The sequence below is a fragment of the Pradoshia sp. TA40_28 genome (assembly GCF_059694525.1).
Map to the genome: position 1 here is coordinate 100,324 of NZ_JCATZO010000003.1, position 25,727 is coordinate 126,050.

24 protein-coding genes and 1 pseudogene are annotated in these 25,727 nt (G+C 39.0%); 5 read left to right on the forward strand and 20 right to left on the reverse strand.

The window, feature by feature from the left end; genetic code table 11:
- Window positions 1–398: 398 nt before the first annotated feature.
- Together AC58NB_RS04625 and mtnN are read right to left on the reverse strand one after the other, a co-directional pair.
- Entirely contained in the window at window positions 399–611 is a 213-nt protein-coding gene (locus AC58NB_RS04625) for a YrhC family protein (protein WP_497425655.1), read from the reverse strand.
- Window positions 612–813: 202 nt separating this feature from the next.
- Window positions 814–1,509, reverse strand: coding sequence for a 5'-methylthioadenosine/S-adenosylhomocysteine nucleosidase (mtnN, locus tag AC58NB_RS04630; RefSeq protein WP_497425656.1), 696 nt, complete (start codon window positions 1,507–1,509; stop codon window positions 814–816).
- Window positions 1,510–1,660: 151 nt separating this feature from the next.
- Between mtnN and AC58NB_RS04635 the strand changes: the two genes are divergently transcribed.
- Window positions 1,661–1,867, forward strand: coding sequence for a DUF2536 family protein (locus tag AC58NB_RS04635; protein ID WP_497425657.1), 207 nt, complete (start codon window positions 1,661–1,663; stop codon window positions 1,865–1,867).
- Between the two features lie 819 nt (window positions 1,868–2,686).
- Here the strand turns inward: AC58NB_RS04635 and AC58NB_RS04640 are convergent.
- Complete coding sequence (locus tag AC58NB_RS04640; RefSeq protein WP_497425658.1) at window positions 2,687–3,373, reverse strand: YrrS family protein; 687 nt, start codon at window positions 3,371–3,373, stop codon at window positions 2,687–2,689.
- Between the two features lie 85 nt (window positions 3,374–3,458).
- Window positions 3,459–5,240, reverse strand: a complete 1,782-nt coding sequence (locus AC58NB_RS04645; RefSeq protein WP_497425659.1) for a peptidoglycan D,D-transpeptidase FtsI family protein — start codon at window positions 5,238–5,240, stop codon at window positions 3,459–3,461.
- A gap of 138 nt (window positions 5,241–5,378) precedes the next feature.
- On the opposite strand from AC58NB_RS04645, the gene AC58NB_RS04650 reads away from it, so the two are divergent.
- From AC58NB_RS04650 to AC58NB_RS04660, 3 genes and pseudogenes are all read left to right on the forward strand, one after another.
- Window positions 5,379–5,675, forward strand: a complete 297-nt coding sequence (locus AC58NB_RS04650) for a transposase (protein ID WP_497425660.1) — start codon at window positions 5,379–5,381, stop codon at window positions 5,673–5,675.
- A 60-nt stretch (window positions 5,676–5,735) separates the two neighbouring features.
- Window positions 5,736–5,945 carry a hypothetical protein gene (locus AC58NB_RS04655; protein ID WP_497425661.1) on the forward strand — a complete coding sequence of 70 codons (210 nt, stop codon included), beginning with the start codon at window positions 5,736–5,738 and terminating at the stop codon, window positions 5,943–5,945.
- Window positions 5,909–6,772: pseudogene (locus tag AC58NB_RS04660) on the forward strand (IS3 family transposase); the annotation flags it as partial. The gene AC58NB_RS04655 and the pseudogene AC58NB_RS04660, both read left to right, overlap by 37 nt.
- Window positions 6,773–6,841: 69 nt before the next feature.
- On the opposite strand, the gene greA reads toward AC58NB_RS04660, so the two are convergent.
- The 15 genes from greA to AC58NB_RS04735 all read right to left on the reverse strand — a co-directional run bounded on the left by greA (window position 6,842) and on the right by AC58NB_RS04735 (window position 21,587).
- Complete coding sequence (gene greA, locus AC58NB_RS04665) at window positions 6,842–7,318, reverse strand: transcription elongation factor GreA (RefSeq protein WP_497425662.1); 477 nt, start codon at window positions 7,316–7,318, stop codon at window positions 6,842–6,844.
- A 258-nt stretch (window positions 7,319–7,576) separates the two neighbouring features.
- Entirely contained in the window at window positions 7,577–8,209 is a 633-nt protein-coding gene (gene udk / locus AC58NB_RS04670; protein ID WP_497425663.1) for a uridine kinase, read from the reverse strand.
- A 3-nt stretch (window positions 8,210–8,212) separates the two neighbouring features.
- Window positions 8,213–9,481 carry a peptidase U32 family protein gene (locus tag AC58NB_RS04675; protein WP_497425664.1) on the reverse strand — a complete coding sequence of 423 codons (1,269 nt, stop codon included), beginning with the start codon at window positions 9,479–9,481 and terminating at the stop codon, window positions 8,213–8,215.
- 24 nt (window positions 9,482–9,505) lie between these two features.
- Window positions 9,506–10,435, reverse strand: coding sequence for a peptidase U32 family protein (locus AC58NB_RS04680; RefSeq protein WP_497425665.1), 930 nt, complete (start codon window positions 10,433–10,435; stop codon window positions 9,506–9,508).
- Entirely contained in the window at window positions 10,432–11,091 is a 660-nt protein-coding gene (locus AC58NB_RS04685; protein ID WP_497425666.1) for an O-methyltransferase, read from the reverse strand. The genes AC58NB_RS04680 and AC58NB_RS04685 overlap by 4 nt, the downstream gene beginning before the upstream one ends.
- Before the next feature lie 156 nt (window positions 11,092–11,247).
- The gene (mltG, locus tag AC58NB_RS04690) at window positions 11,248–12,339 is read right to left on the reverse strand and encodes an endolytic transglycosylase MltG (protein WP_497425908.1); all 1,092 of its coding nucleotides are present in this window, start codon (window positions 12,337–12,339) and stop codon (window positions 11,248–11,250) included.
- Between the two features lie 351 nt (window positions 12,340–12,690).
- Window positions 12,691–12,966, reverse strand: coding sequence for a DUF1292 domain-containing protein (locus AC58NB_RS04695; protein ID WP_497425667.1), 276 nt, complete (start codon window positions 12,964–12,966; stop codon window positions 12,691–12,693).
- 15 nt (window positions 12,967–12,981) lie between these two features.
- Entirely contained in the window at window positions 12,982–13,401 is a 420-nt protein-coding gene (ruvX, locus tag AC58NB_RS04700; RefSeq protein WP_497425668.1) for a Holliday junction resolvase RuvX, read from the reverse strand.
- Between the two features lies 1 nt (window position 13,402).
- Window positions 13,403–13,669 carry an IreB family regulatory phosphoprotein gene (locus tag AC58NB_RS04705; protein WP_497425669.1) on the reverse strand — a complete coding sequence of 89 codons (267 nt, stop codon included), beginning with the start codon at window positions 13,667–13,669 and terminating at the stop codon, window positions 13,403–13,405.
- Window positions 13,670–13,833: 164 nt separating this feature from the next.
- Complete coding sequence (gene alaS, locus AC58NB_RS04710) at window positions 13,834–16,473, reverse strand: alanine--tRNA ligase (RefSeq protein WP_497425670.1); 2,640 nt, start codon at window positions 16,471–16,473, stop codon at window positions 13,834–13,836.
- 352 nt (window positions 16,474–16,825) lie between these two features.
- A complete protein-coding gene (locus AC58NB_RS04715) occupies window positions 16,826–17,878 on the reverse strand; it encodes an AI-2E family transporter (RefSeq protein ID WP_497425671.1) in 1,053 nt (350 codons plus the stop codon).
- Window positions 17,879–18,045: 167 nt separating this feature from the next.
- On the reverse strand, window positions 18,046–18,177 hold the full coding sequence (locus AC58NB_RS04720) for a YrzQ family protein (protein ID WP_497425672.1): 132 nt from the start codon (window positions 18,175–18,177) through the stop codon (window positions 18,046–18,048).
- Window positions 18,178–18,210: 33 nt separating this feature from the next.
- Window positions 18,211–18,399 (reverse strand): YrzR-like zinc ribbon domain, encoded by a 189-nt coding sequence (locus tag AC58NB_RS04725; RefSeq protein ID WP_491075946.1) that lies wholly within the window; start codon window positions 18,397–18,399, stop codon window positions 18,211–18,213.
- 88 nt (window positions 18,400–18,487) lie between these two features.
- The gene (gene recD2 / locus AC58NB_RS04730) at window positions 18,488–20,914 is read right to left on the reverse strand and encodes an SF1B family DNA helicase RecD2 (protein ID WP_497425673.1); all 2,427 of its coding nucleotides are present in this window, start codon (window positions 20,912–20,914) and stop codon (window positions 18,488–18,490) included.
- A gap of 16 nt (window positions 20,915–20,930) precedes the next feature.
- Window positions 20,931–21,587, reverse strand: coding sequence for a tetratricopeptide repeat protein (locus AC58NB_RS04735; RefSeq protein WP_497425674.1), 657 nt, complete (start codon window positions 21,585–21,587; stop codon window positions 20,931–20,933).
- Between the two features lie 280 nt (window positions 21,588–21,867).
- On the opposite strand from AC58NB_RS04735, the gene AC58NB_RS04740 reads away from it, so the two are divergent.
- Window positions 21,868–22,575 carry a GDSL-type esterase/lipase family protein gene (locus AC58NB_RS04740; protein WP_497425675.1) on the forward strand — a complete coding sequence of 236 codons (708 nt, stop codon included), beginning with the start codon at window positions 21,868–21,870 and terminating at the stop codon, window positions 22,573–22,575.
- Between the two features lie 422 nt (window positions 22,576–22,997).
- Here AC58NB_RS04740 and AC58NB_RS04745 read toward each other — a convergent pair whose 3' ends face one another.
- Complete coding sequence (locus tag AC58NB_RS04745) at window positions 22,998–25,685, reverse strand: cation-translocating P-type ATPase (protein ID WP_497425676.1); 2,688 nt, start codon at window positions 25,683–25,685, stop codon at window positions 22,998–23,000.
- Window positions 25,686–25,727: the final 42 nt, after the last annotated feature.

The following is a 25,727-nucleotide window of genomic DNA, read 5'->3' on the forward strand; positions in this document are numbered from 1 at the left end:
TAATCCCACTCCATTTGTGAACAAATTTTATTCGTACATTTTCTTTAAATAAGTATACGACTCCAAAAACTAAGCATATTAAAAGAGAAATCTTATGTATAGCCAGTAACATCAATCAAAACCACCTATTTTATTATTTTAATATAATTATATTAGTGATAATGATTATCAATGTCAATAATAGATTTACCATACAGCGACAAAAGATGATCGGAATTTACCAAGATACAACTTTGCTGATATCAAAAACTTTACTGTAAGCCTCAATCAATGATTATCGATTTTATTTGATAGGCTAATCCTTCCAATTTAGTTTTCAAATTTAACAGACATACCTTTTTATTTTTACAACAAAAAAGCCAACTCACTATATGGAGTTGACCTATCATTTATAAAAACTATTCTTCATCTTGTATTAATTTCCCATACTTTTTCGATAGAGCAAAAAATAACGTGGATAATGCCAATACTCCTGCAGTAGCAAAAGTTAAATATTCTTTCACAACTTCACTCATATCTTCTTTTGGTAATATGGATCCCAAAAAAAGAAAAACAGCGAAAATAAGGAGCGTTGTACCAAAACGTTTATAATCTATCATTTTTTCTTTCAAGGGAACTACCACCTTTCTATTAAAACTAGTAATACAGTAACATGTTATCTCCTATACTTCTAATATAAATATATGGAAGACAAACCATTGCTCATTGCACGATCATACTATTCAACTAAGTTGTAAGATTAACCAACCGTTTAGTATCTGATTAGTGAGTATTAAAAAACTCTGTCTCGGGTGTAAGACAGAGTTTTTGATATTAGGCTAATTCTTTTACAATACCCATTGCCAGTTGAGCTGAATGCAGAGCAGCTTTTTCCAAGAATTGATCAAATGAGAGGTCGGATTCTTTCCCAGCGATATCACTTAATGCTCGTGTGACAACGAATGGAATATTAAATTGAAAAGCTACCTGAGCAATAGCTGCCGCTTCCATTTCAACAGCCTGTAATTCTGGAAACTTTTCTCTGACAAAACGTACACGCTCAGGATCAGACATAAATACATCACCAGTCGCTATTAAGCCTTTTCCAACGCCTACTCCCTCAATACTTCCTGCAACTTTCTCCGCAAGCGCTACTAGGCTTTCATCTGCAATAAAGGCTGCTGGCAATTGAGGAACCTGACCATACTCATAGTCAAATGCCGTAACGTCCACATCATGGTGACGTACCTCAGTTGAAATAACCATATCTCCTACGTTTAAGTCGGGATTATAGCCACCTGCAGAACCTGTGTTTATGATATAGTCAGGCTTGTATTTTTCAAGCAGGACTGCTGTCCCCATTGCTGCGTTGACTTTTCCTATACCGGATTTCAATAAAACAACATCAACCCCATACATCTGCCCGGATGTATATTCAGTATTGGCAATGACAACAGACTCGGCATTCTCTATATTCTCACGCAAATATGCAACTTCTTCTTCCATTGCACCTATGATAGCAATTTTCATCTATATAGCTCCTTTAAAATTAAAAGTTAATGACAATAGTATCATAATACCACAATTCTTCCTCAGAAACAGGTACTCATTTCTGTCTCGGAACTAGTGTATTCGTTGTATTTTTGATAGACTAAATTTGAAAATGAAGGAGGCATAAAACGTGGAATTTAAATTAGACCTGATCGAAGACAAAGTGGAATTTTTTGAGGCTTCCTCTCTTCAAGACCTTGAAAAGAAAATCCAACAAAAAATAGATCAAAACAAAGCAATCATGCTATCTGTACATAATGTATCCCACCAAATCTACACCACCCCCGAAGGCAAACCAACCTACACAGCAGCAGTACACTATAAACTAAAAAGCTGAAACGGCTCGCCCAGAAGCGAGGAGCATAAGACAGGGGCTCAGAGGGAGGTGTTCTTTCCTCCCGCAGAGACCATGCTTATGTCCTAAGCTTCTAGCCCGTTGAAGCTAGATTAACTAAAAAGCTGAGGCGACTGCTCAGGAGCGACAAGCATAAGACGAATACTCGGAGGGAGGGTTCTTCTCCCGCAGAGTATTTGCTTATGACTCGAGCTCCTAGGAGCCGAAGCTGGATTAACTAAAAAGCTGAAGGGCCTTGCTCAGGAGCGAGGAGCATAAGACAAAGGCACGTAGGGGATGGTCTCCCCCGCAGTGACTTTGCTTATGTCCTGAGCTCCTAGGCCCTGAAGCTGGATTAACTAAAAAGCTGAAGGGCCTTGATCAGGAGCGAGGAGCATAAGACAAAGGCACGAAGCGAGGTGCTCTTCCCTCGCGCAGAGTATTTGCTTATGTCCTGAGCTCCTAGGCCCTGAAGCTAGATTAACTAAAAAGCTGAAGGGCCTTGATCAGGAGCGAGGAGCATAAGACAAAGGCACGTAGGGGATGGTCTCCCCCGCAGTGACTTTGCTTATGTCCTGAGCTCCTAGGCCCTGAAGCTAGATTATCTAAAAAGCTGAGGCGACTGGGCAGCTCCGACAAGCATAAGAGAAGTCACGTAGGGAGGGTTAAGGGCCAAAGACTAAGAGCGTCACTTCCTGTGTCAACGTCTTCATGGCCTACATCCTGTAGACCCTCGAGGGAGCATAAGACAAGCCTGTATTAAAGCTAAATAAAACAAAAAGGGCTGCCATTTTTGGCAGCCTTTTAAAGTAGTGTAATAGGTTAACTTGCTTTATCATTCTTAAGAAGTTTTTCTACCTTCGTTGGTTTCCATCCTTCTCCATCAACCCATTGGATATATACACGATATGTGCTTGATCCATCTTTAGGAGATACGGTTCCAATGGCTTTATTTGGTTCACCGCCATTTTCTAAATACCATAGAGTCATATTGCTTTGGTCGATGCCTGCACCATAAGCAATAGCACGTTCCATTTCATTCCAATCTGTGGAACCTTTTTCATATTGCGTCACATGCTCTCCGCTTTGTTCTGTCCCAACGGGTTTCCATGAAGGATCAGAGTATGCTTCTTCAACGTTTTCGTCAGATCCTTCTTCTTCAACTTTCTCTGATTCTACTGTATCCGTATCTTCTTCTGATTTTGAAGAGTCTTGATCCTTCTCTTGATCCTGACTTCCTTCTTCCTCATCCTCAGTGGATTGCTCATCCTCATTAGTTGCTGTTTCCTGGTTGTCCGCTTCCTCTTCTTTATTACTTGCCGATTGTTCATTCGCAGAATTTGCATTTGTTTTCTGACTTACCGGTTCATCATTGTTTCCTAAAAATATAGCAGCTCCAACCACGATAATAAGGAGAACGACAACTGTAATTAGTATATTGTAGACTTTATTTACCTTTTTATCCTTACGTTTAGTCATACGCGAAGAATATTTATCTTGCCTATCCATATACACTTCCCCCTAATATTTTTAATAAAGATTATTTTAACATGGATAGGTAAACACTAAAAGTTATTCTATTTTTCGCCATATATTATTCTGTTCCTCTTTTTTGATTAATGGCATGGATTCCGTTGACCATTTGCAAATACAAAGGGGTTACTGCACCTGAATTTCCAACAGTATCTAAATTGACAATCACCATAGCATACTTTGGTTGGTGAAATGGAAAATATCCAGCAAACCATTTATTATACATTTGTTTTGATTTATCTTCTTTTACACCAATTTCAGCTGTCCCTGATTTACCGGCAACCTCATACTTGGCCGTATTTAGATTTCCTGCAGTCGCATACTTCCCGGTCGTTGTAACGACCCCCCTTAATAATTGCTGTACTTTACTGGCTGTCATTTTCGAAATGGTTTTACCCTCTATCCCCTTTTCTTTAAATGAGGCAATGGTTAATCCATCATGGTCTACTGCCTTTGATGCAGCCCTCGCCATTTTCCTTTCACCCCCTCTGGCAATCGTGGCCATCATATTGGCGATGGCTAGAGGAGTCACTTTAACATTTAATTGGCCAATCGAAGTATTAGCTACAAAATTTTCGTCTTTATTCATGGATGATTCTGACCATATAACACCGACTTTTTCCTCCGGCAGTTGTTTAATGACAGATGTATGGAACACACTCCCTGTCCACCCATTAAGATTGATTAAACCGAGTCGTTCGGCATATTGTTCCATGAGATTTGGATTTTTTTTTGCCAATTCTTTTCCCAATACTCCAAACACCTGATTGCTGCTTAAGGCAAAGCCAGTTTTAAAATCGATACTTCCGAGTAACCTTCCAGAATTTATATCTACAGGCCGATCTAAATGATCTAAATTACCGTTAAATTGTCTGCCATTCAGAGGCAACCCTTCTTCTATGGCAGCCGCCGCGATAACCGTCTTAAAGACTGAACCGGGAGTCTGAGGCATAATCATTAGATTATGGTTGCCCATACTATTTGTTTTTTCATGCCCGCCCGTCACGGACGCCATGGCCAAGATATCATTGGTCTTTACATCTAGAAGGACGATTCCACCTTTTTTCATTCCATTATTTTTAGCTATTTGCTCTGCAAGTCTTTGATAATCCTGATCGAGGGTAGTTTGAATATTAATTCTTTCACCAGATTGACTTTCATCTAAATATCGGATATCTACCCCAAACATAGGCAGGCCATTAGCTGCTTTATGATAAACCAATTTTTTACTTCCATTTCCTTGTAAAAAAATCTGAAAAGCTTTTTGCAATCCAGTTTTCCCCACTTTTGTTTGATAATTTACTGGAGTAAATCCATTTTCATTTGCAGTATCAATGTCTTCCTTATTTAATGTTAAGGAGCCAAGAAGATGTCCTGCTGGCGGATTAGAAATTTCTCCTTTCTTCTTTACGCCAATAATTCCCGGAATATGAAGATTGTTAATTTGTACGATTTGACCTGCTGTTAATTCTTTTATGGTTTCATTTTCAAAAATAAATGGTTCTTCTTCTTCCTCAAGCCTTTTCAACAATACTTCTTTATCGACCCCAAGAATGGCTGCCAATTTATCTGCAGGCCATTGTAAATGTTTAACGAATGGGAACATCACCAGAACCGATTTTTCTTGATAAGAGATTGGCTTACCCTCTCGATCAAGGAATCCACCTCTTCCATCGTCCAAAGTAATTTCATCTATTCTTTGTTTCACGCTATTTTCTAATAAATTTATCCCATGCTTAGAATATTCCTTTGGCTTTACTAACTGTATATGAATGAGCTGGGCTGTTAATAAGCTAAACAGTACTAGAAAAACAATTCCAATCCCTATTATTCTTTTTTTCATAAACACACCCCTTACCCTACCAGTTTCGACGGGGCAAGCTTATTTCAAACCAGCTAGAATAAAATAAAAAAGCACCCTTAATTGTGCTGCACCCCAAAAGTTAGAGTGAAAAAAATCTAACTTTTGGGGTGTTTATTTATGGCTAAATATGATGAGAGTTTTAAATTACTGATTATCAATGAATATCTAGAGGGAAAATTAGGATATAAGCTTTTGGCTCGAAAGTATGGCGTTAAGTCTCATACCCAGATTGTAAGATGGGTGAAAATCTATGAAAGATTCGGAGAAGAAGGATTGAAAAGGAAGAAACAAAAGAGTGGTTATTCTGTTCAATTCAAGGTAGATGTATTAAGCTTTATGAAAAGAAAAGGTTTTTCAGAAATAGATACTGCCCTGCATTTCGGAATCACGAATCCTCCAATGATTAATATGTGAAAGAAGGCTTTGCATGAGGGTGGAACTGAAGCACTGGATAAACCGAAAGGACGGCCACTCATGTCTGATAAAGCAAAGAATAAGAGGATAAATAAAAACAAAGAACAAAAAGATATGACGTACGAACAAAAATTGGAGCGAGAAAATGAACTCCTTCGCTTGGAGAATGATTACTTAAAAAAGTTGAGAGCTTTTCGGATGGATCCGGAAGGCTATCTCGAAAAGCACAGACGGCGTTATCATTCGAACTCAAAGAAAACTACCGATTAAAAGATGTGTTACAGATTGTTGATTTACCTGAGTCCACTTATCATTATCATATAAAAATGATGGATAAAGAGAATCCAAATCAGGAACTTGAAGAATGCATTCAAACTATTTTCGGAGAGAATCATGGTAACTATGGATACCGTCGAATCCACTTGGAATTGAGGAACAGAGGAATTCAAGTGAATCATAAGAAGGTGCAGCGTCTCATGAAGAAACTTGGGCTCAAAGGAGATAAATTCCGAAGGAAATCACGCCGGTACAGTTCTTATAAAGGAAATGTTGGTACCGTTGCTAAAAACCGTATTCAACGACGTTTTCACACGAATGTTTGCCATCAAAAATTGACCACAGACATGACCGAGTTTAAATGTAAAGGTGGCGTAGAGCTTTACCTAAATCCCATCATGGATTTATTCAATGGCGAAATACTTTCTTATGGAATAGGCCAGCGTCCAACCTTAGAAATTGCCTTTAAGCCTCTTGAAGAAGTGTTGGAAATTGTAAAAGGCAATCCCTACAGAACAACAGTTCATTCTGATCAGGGATGGCACTATCAACATAATGCATGGGTGAAAACTCTTAAGAATAACAAGGTATTCCAAAGTATGTCCCGGAAAGGGAACTGTTTGGATAACGCACCAATGGAAAACTTTTTTGGTTTATTGAAACAAGAGATGTATCACGGAGAAGCATTATGTTCTTTTGAGGAACTTGAAAAGATGATTAAAGAATATATCCATTATTATAATTACAGACGTATTAAAGTAAAATTGGCTGGCATGAGCCCGGTTGAATACCGTCTTCACACCAGCCAATTAGCTGCTTAATAAAAACTCTAACTTTTAGGGGTCACATCATAATTGGGCGCTTTCTTGTGATTTTCTTTAAAGTTTAGATTATTGAACGGAAACGATAACGACTTCCATATCACCACCAGGAGTTGAAACTGTTACTTCATCACCAGGTTTTTTACCCATTAGGCTGCGGGCAATGGGAGAATCGTTTGAAATTTTAGACTCAAATGGGTCTGCTTCAGCAGAACCGACAATTGTATAAGTTTCTTCTTCACCGTCAGGCAGTTCTTTAAATGTTACCGATTTGCCCAATGTTACTTTTCCATCCTGTGTTGCATCGGACTCAATAATTTGCGCATTTCGAATCATATTTTCGAGTGTGGTAATACGTCCTTCTACAAATGCTTGCTCTTCCTTAGCAGAATCATACTCGGAGTTTTCAGATAAGTCCCCAAAACTGCGGGCAATCTTAATCCGTTCAACTACCTCTTTACGTTTAACTGTTTTAAAATGTTCTAATTCTTTTTCTAACTTTTCTTTTCCTTCTTTAGTCATAGGAAATACTTTTTCAGTACCCAAAAAATTTCACTCCTTCTGTACTTTCACCCTGCACGATCTGCTTTTAGGTGATCCATGTGTATATATATGCACTTAACAACTATGTATATACCGTATTGTTGGTATAGGAATTGCGCGTTCATATTCGAACGCGCAATTTGCACTCATTGTTAGCTTAGTTTCTTTTTATAGATTTGTCTATTGATTTTATCAAAATTTTTTCAAAAATGGATAACTTTTTTGTTATTTTACTGGTAATCCATATAAAACAATACTATCTTAGATCATTGATTTTTGTTCTAATATGGTTTGGATTTTAGTTACCATTAAATCAATAGCCACATGATTGTGTCCACCCTCAGGAATGATAATATCCGCATAGCGCTTAGTTGGCTCTATAAATTGATTGTGCATAGGTCGAACCACAGATGTGTATTGTTCAATCACAGAGTCAATCGAACGGCCTCGTTCTTTTATATCACGCATTAGGCGACGGATAATACGAAGATCTGCATCGGTATCTACAAATAGCTTAATATCCATTATATCGCGTAATCGCTCATCTTCAAGTACTAAGATTCCCTCAAGGATAATAACATCCTTTGGTTCAACCCGAATGACTTCACTGGAACGTGTATGCATAGCATAGTCATAGACTGGCTTTTCAATTTCTTCGTATTTGAGCAGTTTGTTAATATGCTCCAGCAAAAGATCATTATCGAAAGCCAATGGGTGATCATAATTCGTTTTTAATCGTTCCTCAAAAGGTAGATGGCTTTGATCTTTATAATAATAATCTTGTTCAAGGATCATGATGGAATGGCCCTTGAATTGTTCATAGATTGCTTTAGTTACACTCGTTTTCCCCGAACCCGAGCCTCCTGCAACCCCAATTACAATTGGCTTAGTCATTTTTTAGTTCTCCTTCCTCATCATATCATATGGATGAACCGGTTGATTTACCTTCAAACGGACTGTCATAAGCGGGTGTCTGGCAGCATCTAATTCATTGCCATCCTCATCCCAGATTGTACCGACTGTTTGAGTGAAGTTTTCGATATTAGGTCCGAAAAATTCAATTTCATCTCCCGGTTTAAAGTAATTTCTTTGCTGTAATGTGACTATAGATGTATGCTCATCATACGATAAGACAAGTCCAGCAAAATCATGTGTAGTTTTATTATTATGATTGCCAAACATTTGCTCTTTATGGCTTGGTACACCTTCAAAGAAAGCAGGAGCTGTTTCACGATTCGCACACTTATCGAGCTCTCTAATCCATTCTTCTTTAAAGACGAAGTTGTCTGGGTCTGCACAATAGGCATCAATGACCTTACGATATACACTGACAACTGTTGCGATGTAGTGAATGGATTTCATACGCCCTTCGATTTTTAAGCTGTCAATTCCCATTTCAATCATTGTTGGAATCGATTCAACCAGCTTTAAATCCTTAGGACTCATCGCAAACGCTTCATCTTCTTCTTCAAATAATGGTTTCTCACCATCTTCAGTATTGGCATATAAGTGATAATCCCATCTGCATGATTGACAGCAGCCGCCTCGGTTAGAATCACGAGCTGTCATATGGTTAGATAGCGTACAACGCCCGGAATAGGCAATACACATGGCTCCATGAATAAAGGTTTCTATTTCAATATCCACCTTTTCTTTCATAAGCTTTATTTCTTCCCCACTTGTTTCACGCGCCAACACGACACGGTCCAGCCCTTCTTCTTTCCAAAACTGTACAGCTTTCCAGTTTGATAAAGATTGCTGTGTGCTCAAATGAATCTCCAGCTTTGGAGCAGCCTTTTTACATGTCTCTATGATTAATGGGTCAGCCACAATTATACCTGTTACACCAGCCTCCTCAATACCTTTTAAGTACTCAGGAAGACCTTCGATGTTCTCATTGTGTGCAAAAATATTAGTTGTTACATAAATTTTTGCCCCATATTGCTTGGCGAACTCCACGCCTTCCTTCATTTCTTCTAATGAAAAGTTACCGGCATTGGAGCGCAGCCCATACTCCTGACCACCGATAAAGACGGCATCAGCACCATAACGGACAGCAATTTTCAACTTTTCCAGGTTACCGGCAGGAGCCAGTAATTCCGGTTTTTTTATAATAACGCGTTTCCCGTCAATGACTTGAGAAATTCGATTTTCTGACACGGACATTCTTCGGTCATCCTCCATTCCCTGTTAATATACAGTCTCTTTAAAAAAGAAACCTGTATCCAGCATTCTGTTTGCCGGTTGAAGTTCTTCAGCTTTTTGCAGCAGGTCATCCTTTTTATCTTCGTATAGATCCGGATTTACCGCATATAAATCAATCGCTTGGCGATACAATTTAGTAACCTCGATAATATAGTCAGAATCTTTTAGGATCCCGTCAATTTTAAAGGAGTCCACACCAGCTTCGAGCATTTCTGCCAATTCATCGATAATGCAAATGTCATTTGGACTCATAATATGAGTGCCATTTTCATCTTCAAAGATCGGATACTTGGCATTACGCTCCGGATCATGTAAGAATAAACCTTTATCATTCTTTAAACTATCCACTTTCATATTGCGACCCTGATAATTAAAATAATTACCGATAAGGGTACGCTTTGATTGGAACATCGCTGTCATTCCATGCACCTGTACTTCAATTTCAACTTCTGCATGTTCTTTGATTTCCACGATGGCATCCATATTAATTTCCCGGGCAAGGACCGCACGTTTGGCCCCTTTAGTTCCCCAGTAATTACAAGTGAACCAGTTAGTGGCCGTCGTTTCTGTATTCCAGTGAAGAGGTAAGCCTGGTGCTACTTCACGCGCTGCCATCAAGACAGCAGGGTCGCCAAATATAACCGCATCTGCATGATTTTCATCCAGAAATCGTAAATAATCGGATAACTCGTCCACTTTCTCATTATGAAAAATGGCATTCATGGCCACATATACTTTTTTACCTTTTGAATGAGCAAGACGGATTGCTTCTTTAACAGCCTCTCTGTCAAACTCTCCTGCTAATCTAAGCCCATAACGCTGTTCACCAATAACAAATGCATCTGCACCTGCTTCAATTAATGGAATTATATCTGCTGTCGTTTTGGGTGTAACTAATAGCTCAGGTTTTTTCATGCCCTTTCACCTCGTTTAATACTGATAGCCAATCCATCCCCAACTGGTAGTATAACTGTATCAAAGTCTTCTTTGTTCATGAGCCATTCATTATAGCCTTTAATTTTATTAACTAAGTTCTTTGTGCGCTTTGAATCAATCTCTTCCTGGTCAAGAGCAACCAAGCCTTTAAACAAAACATTATCAGAAAGGATGATGCCCCCCTGATTTAAATATTTTTCATATATTTCAAAGAAGCGTTTATATTGTCCTTTAGCAGCATCAATAAATATACAATCAAAAGGTCCCTCGGGAGATACGAGCGTCTCAGTCTCAAGCGCATCGCCTTTCACAATGTTAATTCTGTTACCCATGTCTGCTCTTTCAATAAATTGGTGCGCTTTTTCTATTCGTTCTTCATCTCTTTCGATTGTAAGTATAGAAGCACCTGGCAGAGCGTACGCCATTCGTAAAGCAGAATAACCGATGGCCGTCCCGATTTCCAAAATAGTACGTGGTTTTTGGATTTTTAGAATCTGTAACATAGACTCCATACCGGTTAACTCCATAATCGGAACACCATTATCCTTAGCGTACTCTTCCATTTCACTCAACAATGCATTACGAGAAGGTACAAGAGTCTGTATATATTCATCAAGATTCTTATTCATCCTCATTCCTCCAAACCCTTTACTTTGCTTAATTCAAAAAAATGAGAAAGCCTCCTGGCTTTCTTTACATACAAACACTATTTTAGGCACTTTGAATATTTTAGCATATTTAGGGGAAAGAAGCGAAACGTTTCTTTATATCCATCGTTCCCCTCAATATGGTTAATTATTCGTGATATGTTCGGCTTTATCTTTATTATGCTCTTCCAGTGTTTTGTTAAAAAGTACTTCTCCTGATTTCGTTGCAAGGAAGTATAGATCATCGATATCAGCAGGCTGTAATGCTGCCTGAATCGATGTTTCACCTGCATTGGCAATAGGTCCCGGAGTTAACCCTTTATTACGATAAAGATTATAAGGTGAATCGACTTCTAAATCTTTGTAGGTAACCCGATCCTTATGTTCACCCAATGCATACAGAACGGTTGGATCTGTTTGCAGGGGCATATCTTTTTCTATTCTATTTTTAAAAACAGCAGATATTTTATCCCGATCCACTTTTGCCGTTGCTTCTTCTTCAATTAAGGAAGCCATTGTTAATAGAGCGTGCGGTGTCCATTTCCCCTTAGCCATTTGATCCTTATACTTCATGATGATATCGTTGGACTTTTTGATCATTTGGCTGACAATTGACTCAACACTTGGGTCTTCCTCATAGAAGGAGTAGGTTGCCGGATATAAGTATCCTTCTAATGGATATCTGATATCTTTATTAAGGATTTCATCCGTTAATAAATCCGGATAAGTATTCATCATTTCCTTTATAAATCCATTTTTATTGATGACGGCTAAGACATCTTTAGACTTTTTCCCTGTTTTATCAGCGATAATTTCCGAAATTTGTTGCAGGTCTCTACCTTCAGGAATGGTGATCCGATAAGTTTCGGCCACTCTTCCATTTTTGATATAATCGATAATTTCCTGAATCGTCATGGATTGTGATAAATCATAGGTTCCGGCTTGGAAACCAGATTCATTTTTAAACTTAACATAGTATTTAAATACTTTTGCATTTTTGACGACTCCATTATCCTCTAATGTCTGAGAAATCAAACTGATTCCGGATCCGCGCGGAATTTCCACCTTAATTACATCTTTATTCTCCGGATCTACAGGTTTTAATGCAGAGGAAATGTACAAGTATCCGCCAAGTCCAGCCAATGCCAAGATTAAGATGCCCACGGCCAGCGAAATAGCAACAATCTTTCTCACAACTTTAGCTTCACTTTGTCTCTCAAGAAGCTTTAACCTCATTTGTTCTTTCTTCCAATTCTTTTCGTTATCCAAAAGTGATGCCCCCTTAAGGCATTTTATTACAATAGCCCTCTTTATTTATTGCAAATATTAGCGGAATCTGTCAATGCTTATCATAATACATTTTCCGAGAAGTGCAAGATAATATTAAAATACTTCATGAATAGACATTTACTTTTTTATAACATAATATCTTTTCTATCATTAATTGTCGACCATTCGCATACATAATTCCCCTTAATTATAAGGGTCTTCATTTGTTCATTTATAATCCTTAAATTATTCTGCAAAATTTGCATTATCCATAAAAAAACTCTCCCGACAAAGTCGGGAGAGTTTTTTTATGGATGTTTATTCTTCTTCGTCGTCAAAGAACGTGTTAATAACTTCTTCAACCATAGCCCATTCTTTATCATCTTCTATATCATTTAAAGTTCCAACTTCACCTGTTTCATCAGGAATAAAAGAAGCTACATGGATGAGGTCATCATCTTCTTCGCCTTCATTTCCTACTGGTGCGAATACTACGTATTGTTTATCATAATCATCTAAATCAAAAGTAAGCAAAATTTCATGTAACTGTTCGTTACCGTCTTCATCAATAATTGTTATCATATTCTCTTCCATGTGATCACCTCAAAATTATTTGCTGCCGCTGTCTAAATATCCTTGCAGAATAAGTGTAGCGGCCATTTTATCTATTACTTTTTTACGTTTTTTACGGCTGACATCCGCATCCAATAAAACGCGTTCTGCGGCCATTGTGGTTAACCGTTCATCCCACAAAACGACTGGTACCTTATATCGTTTCTCAAGCTTTGAAGCATAGTGTTGGCTCGCCTCGCCTCTCGGACCGATTGTCCCATTCATATTCTTAGGCAAACCTACGACAAATTTGTCCACTTTATAAGGTTTTAGAATTTCATCTAAACGTTTCAGGCCTAATTGATTTTTCTCTTCGTCTATTGCTATGGTTTCCAAACCTTGGGCAGTCCATCCCATTTCATCACTGATGGCGACTCCCACAGTTTTACTCCCCACATCAAGACCTACAATTCTCATATTATCCCTCTCGTTGGTGCTCTAAATAAGATTTGACCAGAACTTCTATAATCTCATCTCTTTCAAGCTTTCTAATAAGATTCCGTGCATCTTTATGACGCGGAATATAAGCAGGGTCTCCTGATAAAAGATATCCTACAATCTGATTAATAGGGTTATAACCTTTTTCATTCAAAGCATTATAGACTTCCATTAAAACATTCCTTACATCATGTTCGAAGGAATCATCCGGGAAATTAAATTTCATTGTTTTATCAAATGAACTCATTTCAACGCACCCCGCTTTCATTCAAAAAAGCTATATTACCTTGTTCCTCTTATTGTACACTAATTAAACCGAATAATAAAATTCGAATGATTACTTGACTAACCTGAGATAGGCTGCCCTTCGAATTTTAATAAATGAAGGGGGAAAACTGTTTGCCCCCCTTTTTAGCGGTTAACCAATTCTTTTACCAACTCAAGCGCAGCATCTAAATCAGCAGGGTTTTTACCGCCTGCCTGTGCCATATCAGGACGTCCGCCTCCGCCGCCTCCGCAGCGCGCAGCAACCTCTTTAATAATTTTTCCTGCATGATATCCTTGATCAATTAAATCTTTCGTCACAGCCGCAATCAGGTTTACTTTATCTCCTTGTGTACTGCCAAGGACAATAATAGAAGAACCAAGCTTTTGTTTTAATTCATCAGCCATATTTCTCAGATTATTCATATCCTGTGCTTGTACCTTTGCAGATAAGACCGTTACACCATTGATTGTTTCAGCTTTGGATTGGATATTTCCTGCTTCTATATTCGAAAGTTTTGCTGCTAAAGATTCGTTTTCTTTTTGCGAATCTTTTAGTTCACCTAATAAGGAATCAATTTTTGCCGGCAAATCTTTTGGATTTGCTTTTACCTTAGCGGCTGCCTGACGAAGAACACCAATTTGTTCTTTTAATTGCAGGTAAGCAGATTCGCCAGTTACGGCTTCAATTCTTCTTGTACCTGCGCCAATTCCGCCTTCAGATACAATTTTGAAAAGTCCGATCGTTGACGTATTAGGTACGTGGCAACCTCCGCATAGCTCCAAGCTATAGTCTCCCACTTGAACAACACGTACAATATCACCATATTTCTCACCGAATAGAGCCATTGCACCCATTGCTTTTGCTTCGTCAATCGCTTTATTTTCTATCGTTACGTCTATACTCTTCCAAATTTTATCATTAACGATTTGTTCAACTTGTTCAAGTTCATCTTCCGTGACTTGTCCAAAATGAGAAAAATCAAAACGAAGTCGATCCGGTCTAACTAATGAACCAGCCTGGTTAACATGCGTTCCCAGTACATCTTTTAATGCCTGATGCAAGAGGTGTGTTGCCGTATGATTTTTAATGATCTTACGACGATTAGCTTCATCCACTATCGCTTTGCCTTGCATACCTTCCTTTAGCAGTCCGTATTCCACAATAACTGTATGCAGGTTTTGACCATTCGGCGCCTTTTGAACATCTTTTACGAATACTCTTAGATCATCGCCTTCAAAGAATCCCTTATCCGCAATCTGACCGCCGCTTTCCGCATAAAAAGGCGTTTGATCCAATATGATTTGAACTTCCTCTCCAGCCATGGCGTCATCTACTTTTTCACCATTTTTGATGATAGCTTCCACTTTGGCAGGGCATTGCAGAGTTTCATATCCGACAAATTTACTTTGTACTTTGATGTCTCCTAAGATACCGCTTTGTACCTGCATAGAATCCACATCTTGGCGTGCAGCACGCGCACGTGTCCGTTGAGCGTCCATTTCCATTTCGAAACCTTTGCGGTCAATCTTCATGCCCTCATCTTCAGCGTACTCTTCTGTCAGTTCAACAGGGAATCCATAAGTATCATAGAGACGGAATACATCATATCCATTTACTGTATCGCTTCCTCTTTTCTTCTCAGCTACAATAACTTCAGAAAGAATCGCTAAGCCATCATGCAATGTTTCATGGAAACGTTCCTCTTCATTACGGACAACCTTCGCAATAAAATCTTTTTTCTGTTGAACTTCCGGATAATAATCAACCATGATCTCTGCCACTACTGGTACCAATTCATACATAAACGGCTTATTAATGCCAATCTTTTTAGCAAAACGAACCGCTCTGCGTAGTAATCTGCGTAATACATACCCGCGACCTTCGTTTGATGGAAGCGCCCCATCACCTATTGCAAATGCGACGGTACGAATATGGTCAGCAATCACACGAAACGCCACATCTTTTTCTGGGCTTGTTCTGTATGTTTGACCAGAAATTTCTTCTGTTTTATGAATAATTGGCAGGAATAGATCCGTATCAAAGTTTGTGTCACCATTTTGGAAAATGGATGCCATCCGCTCAAGCCCCATGCCTGTATCTATGTTTTTCTTCGGCAATTCTGGATATTCGCTGCGCGGGATTTCAGGATTTGCATTAAATTGAGATAACACAATATTCCAGATTTCAATATAGCGGTCATTTTCAATATCTTCTTCTATTAAACGAATTCCAATATCTTCAGGATCGAATTTTGTTCCGCGGTCAAAGAAAATTTCAGTATCAGGTCCAGATGGGCCCTCACCAATTTCCCAGAAGTTATCTTCAAGCGGAATTAAATGATCATTTGGAACCCCTAAGCTTCTCCACACATTATAGGTATCCTTATCGGCCGGATAGTAGGTAATATAGAGTTTATCTTTTGGCATTGCAAACCAACGCTCATCCGTTAATAATTCCCAGCCCCACTTAATGGCATCTTCTCTGAAATATTCACCGATTGAAAAGTTACCCAGCATTTCAAAGAAAGTATGGTGTCGTGCTGTTTTCCCAACATTCTCAATATCGTTTGTTCTAATCGATTTTTGAGCATTCGTTATCCGAGGGTTATCTGGGATAACTCGGCCATCAAAATATTTTTTTAATGTCGCTACACCGGAATTGATCCAAAGCAGGGTCGGATCTTCTACCGGTACTAATGATGCACTCGGTTCAATTCTGTGACCCTTTTCCTGAAAGAAATCTAAAAACATTTGGCGAATTTCTGCCCCAGTCATATACTTCATTTGATTGACTCCTCCTTTTTTATACACAAAAAAGCCCTCATCCCAAAAACAGGGACGAGAGCTTGACTCGCGGTACCACCCTGATTACGAAACATGATTGTTTCGTCACCTCAGAAACCTTAACGCGGTTTAAACGGCGGGGTTTGCCCGCACTCCGGATTAGCGTTCTGCTTCTCTTCTTCCAAAGTCTCTTTCAGCCAGGGAGACTTCTCTCTTCATGTAAATAGAATTTACATTACGGAAGGGTTTAAGCATACTCGGTCCATCAACATATTTTAAATATATCCGTTATAGTTTGGATTATAGTCATAAGTGTTTTCTTTGTCAATGTTTCACAGCGATCGATTAAGAATTATTCATCTAACATTTTACTATGAATAATGGCAACTTTTAAAAAAGCCAAGATAGGAACAGCCAGAATCAAACCAAGAGTCCCGCCAACCTCTCCACCCACGAGTAAAGCAAAAATGATAATAAGCGGATGAAGTTTTAGCGTTTTCCCCATTATGATTGGTGAAATGACGTTCCCTTCAAGGAATTGAAGTACAATAATGATAATCGCCACCTTGATGACCATACTCGTTGAAATGGTAACAGCTACAAGCAATGCCGGGACAGCACCAATCAATGGTCCGAAATAGGGTATAATATTTGTCACTCCAATTATTATCCCCAGCAGTAAAGGATAATTCATGCCAAATAACCAAAAGAGAATAGCTGCGAAAGTTCCTATAATGGAACATACTAACAACTGTCCCCGAAGGTAACCACCTAATGAATGGTCAATATCTACTAAAAACTTTTTGATTTTGCCTCTTGTATTTTTAGGAAATAGCTTCAATCCAAAGGTGATAATCCGATCAGCATCTTTCAACAAATAAAAGGATATGAGCGGGATGAGTACCACTAATAAAAAAAAATCTGAGAGTCCACTTAACGCTTCTATCAACACAGTAACGAACGAACTTAATTTCATTTCCATGGAATTGATGATTTGCTCCAAGCGTTCATGCAATCCAAATGGCCAGCTCGATGTTTGTGAATTAAAACGAGTAATATAACTTCGATATAATTCTGCCATTTCGGGCGCTCTTTCAGCCACGTCAATCATTTGGTTAATGAACACAGGGATCCCCTTGTATAGCCCATACCCAACCGCACCAAAAAATACCAGGTAGATCAAACCAATAGCGAACCCTCTATGAATTCCTTTTCGGTGCACTTTCTCCACAAGAGGGTGAAGGAGGTAACTAATAAAAGCAGCAACAATAAATGGGGCTAATGCAGTCATAAAGATATGTATAATCGGAAGCCAGATCGGCCTGAGCAAGTAAAAAACAAATAAGACGATGAATAACAATAGTAAGAAGCCGAGTCGATAAAACCATTTTACCTGTATGTTCACATTTCCCACCTCCATTCTATTTTCCTTATGTTAGAAGAAAATATGTATTGGAGTCTGTGGAATCTTATTAATTTCTGTTTATCCAACTGTCTAAGAGTGCAAGCAATTTATAAAAAAAGGTTTAAAAGGCGGAATATCTCCTACCTTTTAAACCTTTATAAAGTCACTTAAAAAGACTTCATGATTGTTCGTTTTATCTTTTTCATGTTGCGACCTGAAAGCATTCCATTATTGGACATGCTTCGATAAATCGCCACTCCTGCACCTAAGGTTATTAACGACGAAACCATTTTGTTCATTGCAATTCACCTCATATTTATAGGAAGTACGAATCAAAGACTCATTTGTCGATCTTCTTCACTAAACAAATCATCCAAGGAACTCAATAGCCCATCTTCTTCCACCTGATGGACATGCATGATTCCTTTTTGGATGGATAATTCCACAAAGCAATTCCAGCAATAATATTGATTAACACCAATTTTACCAATATCTTTACTGGAGCAATTAGGACATTTCATAACAATCACCTCATAAAAAAATTATGTGTATTGTCAGTTTGTCCATTGAATGCAGAATTCATTCAGATTAAAGACCAACATTTGTAGTTTATCCACTTACCATAAAATCATAAGGTGTAATGTTTTCCATTCCAATCATCGGATCAGTCTGAAATAGCTTTTGCTCATATGTCATTTTACTTTCATTAGAAGTCTCTTCTTCCCCGTTCTGATGTTCAGATTCGACCACCTTTTCCTCATCTCGGAACCCTTCTTGCAGTTTTTCTAGCAACGTTGTTCTCCGTTCTTCCTCACCACTGCGGCCAACACCATAACGCAAGGCATCCTCTTCACCACACAAAATCAAGAAATTTTTACTCCTCGTGATTGCTGTGTAAATTAGGTTTCTCCTTAGCATTCGGTGATAGCTCTTTACAACCGGCAAAATGACGATTGGGAATTCACTCCCCTGTGATTTATGAATCGAACAGCAATAAGCATGGGTAATTTGATTAAGTTCCTGGCGCGTATATTTTGCTTCAATCCCGTCAAAAGAGACAAAAATTTGATCTTGCTTATCTTCGTTCTCTTTTGCATAAATAATCGCTATAATTTCACCCATATCGCCATTGTAAATCCCATTCTCTGGCTGATTCACTAATTGGAGTACTTTATCTCCAACACGGTACACGACATCTCCAAAAGCCAATTCTCTCTTTTTCTTATCGCGATTATCATTGAGGATTTCCTGAAGCAGCACATTTAGAGCATCAATTCCGGCACTTCCCCTGTACATGGGGGCAAGGACCTGAATATCACGCGCCGGGAACCCCTTTTGACGGGCATTGGCGACTACCTGTCTAATTACATCAGCAACCTGGTTTGTGGAACAAGAGAAAAAGGAGCGATCGCCTTGTTGTTTCCGTATGTCCGGGGGCAATTGCCCATTCTTAATGGCGTGCGCAAGTTGAATAATAGAAGAACCATCTTCCTGCCTAAATATAGATTGCAAGCGTGTCACAGGAATGACCGATGATGCAAGCAAATCCTTCAAAACCTGGCCAGGTCCTACAGAAGGCAACTGATCCTCATCACCTACGAGAATAACTTGCATATCGTCAGGCAAGGCTTTAAAAAGTTGGTTGGCCAGCCAAATATCTACCATGGACATCTCGTCGACAATTAAAAGCCTTCCGCTGATTGGATTATCTTCATCACGCTGAACATCGGAACCATTCCAGCCAAGCAAGCGGTGGATGGTCACTGCCGGAAGTCCTGTAGATTCCTTCATCCGTTTTGCTGCACGCCCTGTTGGAGCCGCTAGTACAAATGGAAATGGATTTTCATTATTATAATCTTTCGGATCAAGGGATAAACCATGCAATTCCGAATAAAGTTCAACAATACCTTTAATAACTGTTGTTTTCCCGGTACCAGGTCCTCCTGTCAGGATCAGCATGGGTGAATGCAAGGCTTTAAAGATTGCATCCTTTTGCTCTTCAGCATATTCCATCCCAATCCGCTCTTCAAGCTTCCCAAGCTCCAGCAAAAATTCAGATTCAGGGAATTGATCGGCATACGAGTCCTGGGACATAATCCGCTTAATATTCGTTACGATCCCTTTCTCTGAAAAGTAGAGAGACGGCATGTAAAATCTCTTCTCTTCCCCAATAATTTTGCCTTCCTCACCAAGTATGATCAATTGTTCGGTAATTTGCTCAAAGCTGATGGTCACATTCTGATTTTGTTCCAATAAGGCTTTTACACTAATCAGCAGTTCTTCAGCCTCCGTATACGAATGCCCATCCTGTACACAGGATCTATCCAATGTATAGAGGATCGCTGCTTTAATACGTGAAGGATGGCTTCCTCCAATGCCGAGCTGCAATCCAATTTCATCCGCGCGAGTAAATCCAATCCCTTCAATCGTTTCGACCAATTGATAAGGATTTTGCTCAATGATTGTCATCGCGTCCTGTTTATAAACCTGATAGATTTTCATAGAAAGCTGAGGACCAAACCCCAAATTGGATAGATGAATCATAATTTGTTCAAGACCCTGATTGGCAGCGAGTGTATCATACAAATGCTTCGCTTTCTCACCGCTCAGCTTAGGGATGTCATCCAATAGAGATGGATTAGCTAATATTTTAGAAATAGCTTTCTCCCCGAGTTTATCAACAATCGCTTCAGCAATCTTTTTCCCGATGCCCTTAAAAAGAGAGCCGGATAAGTAGGCAATCACCCCATCCTTTGATTCTGGAACTTCACGCTGAAAACTATCGACATGAAATTGAATCCCAAACCTGGGATGCTCTTTCATTTTTCCGTAAAACGTGTATATTTCTTCCTCGTGGATAGGCGGAAAATATCCGGTAATCACCGCTTCTTTTTCGTCATAATTAAGATTTGTTTCTTTCACTCTGATACGTACAACTGAGTATAAGTTTTGTTCATTATGAAAAATGGTAACCAATTGCGTTCCTTTGATGAAAGGTTTGTCATTGTCAGAAAGGACGAACGACTCTTGTTCCACAGGAAGCACCTCCCGTTTATAACAGTTCCTTCATTTGTTTTAGTCCATTCAAAGCAAGGATATGGTCTGGCTGAATCTCAATTGCTTTTTCAAAATAAGAGATCGCTTTATCCGCATCTCCCTTAATTCCACCATAAGCCACACCTAAATTAAAATACGCATCTGCATGTGACTCATCAATTTCAAGCGTCTTATTCCACGCATCAATCGCCATATCATACATCTCAGCACCTGCCAAAGCCAATCCATAATGGAACTGAGCTTCTGCATCCGATGCATTTAGTTCAACACTTCTTTGAAAATAAGGTAAAGCCAGTTTTGGCTGGTCTAAATGAAGAAGACATAATCCCAGCATAAACATCACATCCGCTGTTTCAATTCCTTTTTTAATAGCCAATTCAAATTGATCCTTCGCTTTCACCAAATCGTCTAGCTCATAATAAATACTGCCCAAACCGTAATAAGCAGTCGCAGCATCTGCATCAAGTTCGATTGCCTTTTCAAAAAACTTAATCGCTCGCTGATTATCGTTCATTGATGCCAGTACATTGCCGAAATTGATGAATCCAACTGGGTCATTTGGATTTTCTTCTATCATTTCAGTGAAGACCTTTGCAGCATCCTCCCATTTTCCTTGTTCCATATATTGAATACCTAATTTGTTTTTGTCCATAACGTTCACTCCTACATTCCTAACTGAATGGAAATAGTATACCACAAAGTAACAAACAGTTGACCTGCCCTGCTGGCACGATTCTTGAAAGATTAGAAAATGAGACTACATATAGCATCCTCCATTAATAACCAGATACTAATCACTTTTATATTCTAAAAGATCACCGGACTGACAGTCTAATTTCTATCTGGATAATTAAAATACACATTTTGTTCCAAAACTAAGTTTTTTGGGTAGAAGTATTACTTAGCGGGAGAATGATATAGGAGTGAAGGGTATGAGAAAATTTTATTATGCAGCAGGGCTTTTGCTCATCATTGGATTGGTGTATATGGGATATGCCTACTTTTTAGATGAAAAGATTAAGCCCAACGAGGAACACGTCATTTTGGCTTTGGGTGATTCCTTAACTTATGGGGTGGGAAATCGCAACGAGGAAGGCTATGTCGGTCAGCTTGAAAAAATATTGAAGGGGGAATCTTTTAATGGCGAGTATCAAATTAATAACTATGGAATCCCTGGCCAAGAGTCAGAAGGAGTAATAAAGCAATTAGCTAATCCTAAAATAAACGAGAAAGTGAATGAAGCGGACTCTATCATTTTATTTATAGGTACCAATGATTTACGTACAAGTTTAGGCGGAGATTTTCAAACCATCGATCAGAAAGTTATAAAAAGAGAAAAAGAAGATTACCTTGATAATATCATGACCATTTTGAAAGGCATTCGTCAGCTCGATGAAGATGTCCCATTTATTGTGGTCGGATTATATAACCCTTTTCCGAATGATAAACAACTGGATTCAATTTTAGAAGACTGGAATCATAACTTAAAAGAAACAACTAGCCATTATCCATCCATTACCTTTGTACCAACAGATGATTTATTTCAGGATAAAACAAAAAAAGACTATTTCAGTGATGCTCTCCATCTAAATCACAATGGATATCGTCTTATTGCTAATCGAATCAGCAAGGAAATATAGAAGGTTATAGAGTTAGTCTATAGTCTTAGATTGTAGACAAAAAGGAATTCAGAATGGCTGTAGGGAGCCGTTTTCTGAATTCCTTCTTTATTTTTGGCTTTTTCATGATGGATATAACTAGCCTCCATCTATTTTTTAGGCCCTATATAGTTAATTATATTTGTTAAAAACACAGAGAATTTCTTTCGTACACCGAAAAATCTCATATAGAACGCAGTGTCCTATTTTCTGCAGAATGGGTGAGACTCCTGCGGGAAGAACAAGCGTATCAAGACCCCACAGCGCTTAAGCGCGAGGAGGCTTGATGCTTGCCCGCGGAAAGCGAGCCCATTCTGCAGAAAATAGTGTTAACGAAAAAGGAAAAAACTGCAGACCACGTCTCCCTAATATAGGGATTTTGTCTACAGTCTGTTGCTATGGAGTTACTCCATAGCTTTTCTTCTGTCATAGAGCCTTAAGAAGCCCTTAACAATTTCATTTACGACAATAGTTCCAAGTGTACAGAAGAAGATTAGGATCCATTCTCTCAGGCCAATCGGTTCAATCTTGAGTAATTTGGCAAAAGGCTCGATATAAACAACTGCCAATTGCAATAAGATGACCCCTATGACAGACCAATTTAAATATTTATTGCTAAACACATCTGTTTTCCAGATTGGTTTGCGTAAATGTCTGACATTATATACTTGCATGTAGCTAATAAAGGTTAGTGCCATAAAGGCAACCGTTTGTCCGACTCTTAGTTCATGGGCTGTAAGCTCATTAAATTGTAAATTAAATATAGAATCAATTCCAGTAGCCCATTTCAATCCAATTAGGAAGGCTAGGAGAGAGGCTACACCAATCAACAAACCATTTAAAATCAGAAAGATAACTGAATCCTTGGTGAAAATCCCTTCTTTCTTGGGCCTTGGTTTATCCAGCATAACATCCTTATTCTTATCTACACCAAGCGCAAAGGCTGGAATAGAATCACCAACTAAGTTCAGCCATAAAATATGGACGGTCAGTAATGGTGTCGGCCAGCCAAGCAAGATGGCAAAGAAGAGCACAAGCACTTCACCAAAGTTACTTGTAACAAGGAAAAGAACCGATTTTCGTATATTAGCAAAAATATTCCTGCCCTCTTCAACCGCCTTTATAATCGTGGTGAAATTATCATCCATTAAAACCATATCAGAGGCACCCTTGGCAACATCTGTACCGGTTTGCCCCATAGCAACCCCAATATCAGCTGTTTTTAAGGAAGGCGCATCATTAACACCATCACCGGTCATGGAAACAATATGCCCATTTTCTTTAAAGGCCTGTACGATTTGGACTTTATGCTCCGGTGATACCCGGGCGAATACGCGTGTATCGACCGCAGCTTCCTTCAGCTCTTCAGGTGTCATTTGATTTAATTCTGCCCCCGTGATAACTTTATCAGATTCCGTTATTCCCAAACGCTGCGCAATCGCAATCGCTGTTTGCGGATGATCACCCGTAATCATCGTTACTTCAATTCCTGAACGGTGGGCTCTTTCAATTTGAAGCTTTGCTTCTGGACGAGGCGGATCCATTAAGCCTACCATTCCAAAAAACGTCAACCCATTTTCTATTTCTTCTTCATTCAAATTAGTAATTGCTTCAGCCGTAACTTTTTTTCCTGCCAAAGCCATGACACGAAGAGCGCGGTTGGACATCTCCATCACAGCTTGATTGATCTTATTTATGTATTCTGGCGTCATTTTTACTATTTGGCCATCTAGTTGAATAGTGGTTATTCTCTCTAGCAGGATATCTACTGCACCTTTTGTCAGTACCATGTATCCATCGCCATCTTTATGTATCGTCGTCATTCTTTTTCTCGTTGAATCAAACGGAATTTCAGCCACACGCGGAAATTCTTTGTCTAAACTAGACTTTGTGTAACCATTCACATGTGCAGCTTTAACAAAAGCCACTTCTGTCGGGTCACCGGTTTCTTCCGGTTCATAAGTGGCATCCGAGCATAATGCCAATTGATTAATCACCCTCTGGTCATCCGCAGAATAGGGTACATCTTCCTCTAAAACTTTTAAATTAACATAACGCTCAACGACACTCATTTTGTTCAAAGTCAGTGTTCCTGTTTTATCTGAACAGATCATGCTGACCGAACCCAAAGTTTCAACTGCCGGAATTCTTCGTATAATTGCCCTTTGCTTAATGAGACGCCTTACCCCAAGCGTTAAAACAATGATTACCATAGTCGATAAACTCTCAGGTATCGCTGAAACAGCCAGGCTTGTGGAAATCATGAACATTTCTCCAGGATTTCGTCCCTGCATTAACCCTACAATGAACATAACGACACAGACGGCAATGGCACAATAGCTTAATTTTGTCCCGAGCTGATCTAAATTTTTCTGTAAAGGAGTTTTGCTGGATTCAGTGCTGTGAAGCATTTCAGCTATTCTCCCCACCTCTGTGTTCAATCCGGTGGCAGCCACAATACCAACGCCTCGGCCATTTGTAACCTGAGTAGACATGAAGGCCATATTACGAAAATCGCCAAGTGGCTGATCAGGGTTTTCCAGATTCCAATTCTCATCCTTATCTACCGGAAGACTCTCACCTGTTAAAGCAGATTCTTCAATTTTCAAGGAATGGGATTGAATGATTCGAATATCAGCCGGTACTGTTCTCCCGGCTTCCAGTAAGACACAGTCACCGGGTACGAGCAAGGATGCATCTATCTCTCTGACATTCCCTTCTCTTTTTACCAATGCTTTCGGTGCTGCCAACTTTTTTAGTTCGTCTAATGCATTTTCTGCTTTTCTCTCTTGGACTACACCAATAATAGTGTTGATTATAATCACAAATGTAATAATTAAACCGTCACTCACTTCACCCACTACAAATGAGAATAAAGCGGCAACCATCAATATGTAATTAAGTGTATTATGTAATTGCAGTGCAATCATTTTCAATAATGAATTTTTTTGCTCTACCCCGAATTCATTTTTTCCATATTCTTTTAATCTTGCTTCTGCCTCTTTTTCTGTTATCCCCCTTTCTACATCCGTATCGAATACTTGGAGAACTTCTTTTTTGGAAAGTGAATAATCGTACTTCTTCACATCCATCTTTCATCACCTGCATATGTATATTTTAGAGAACGTAAATAG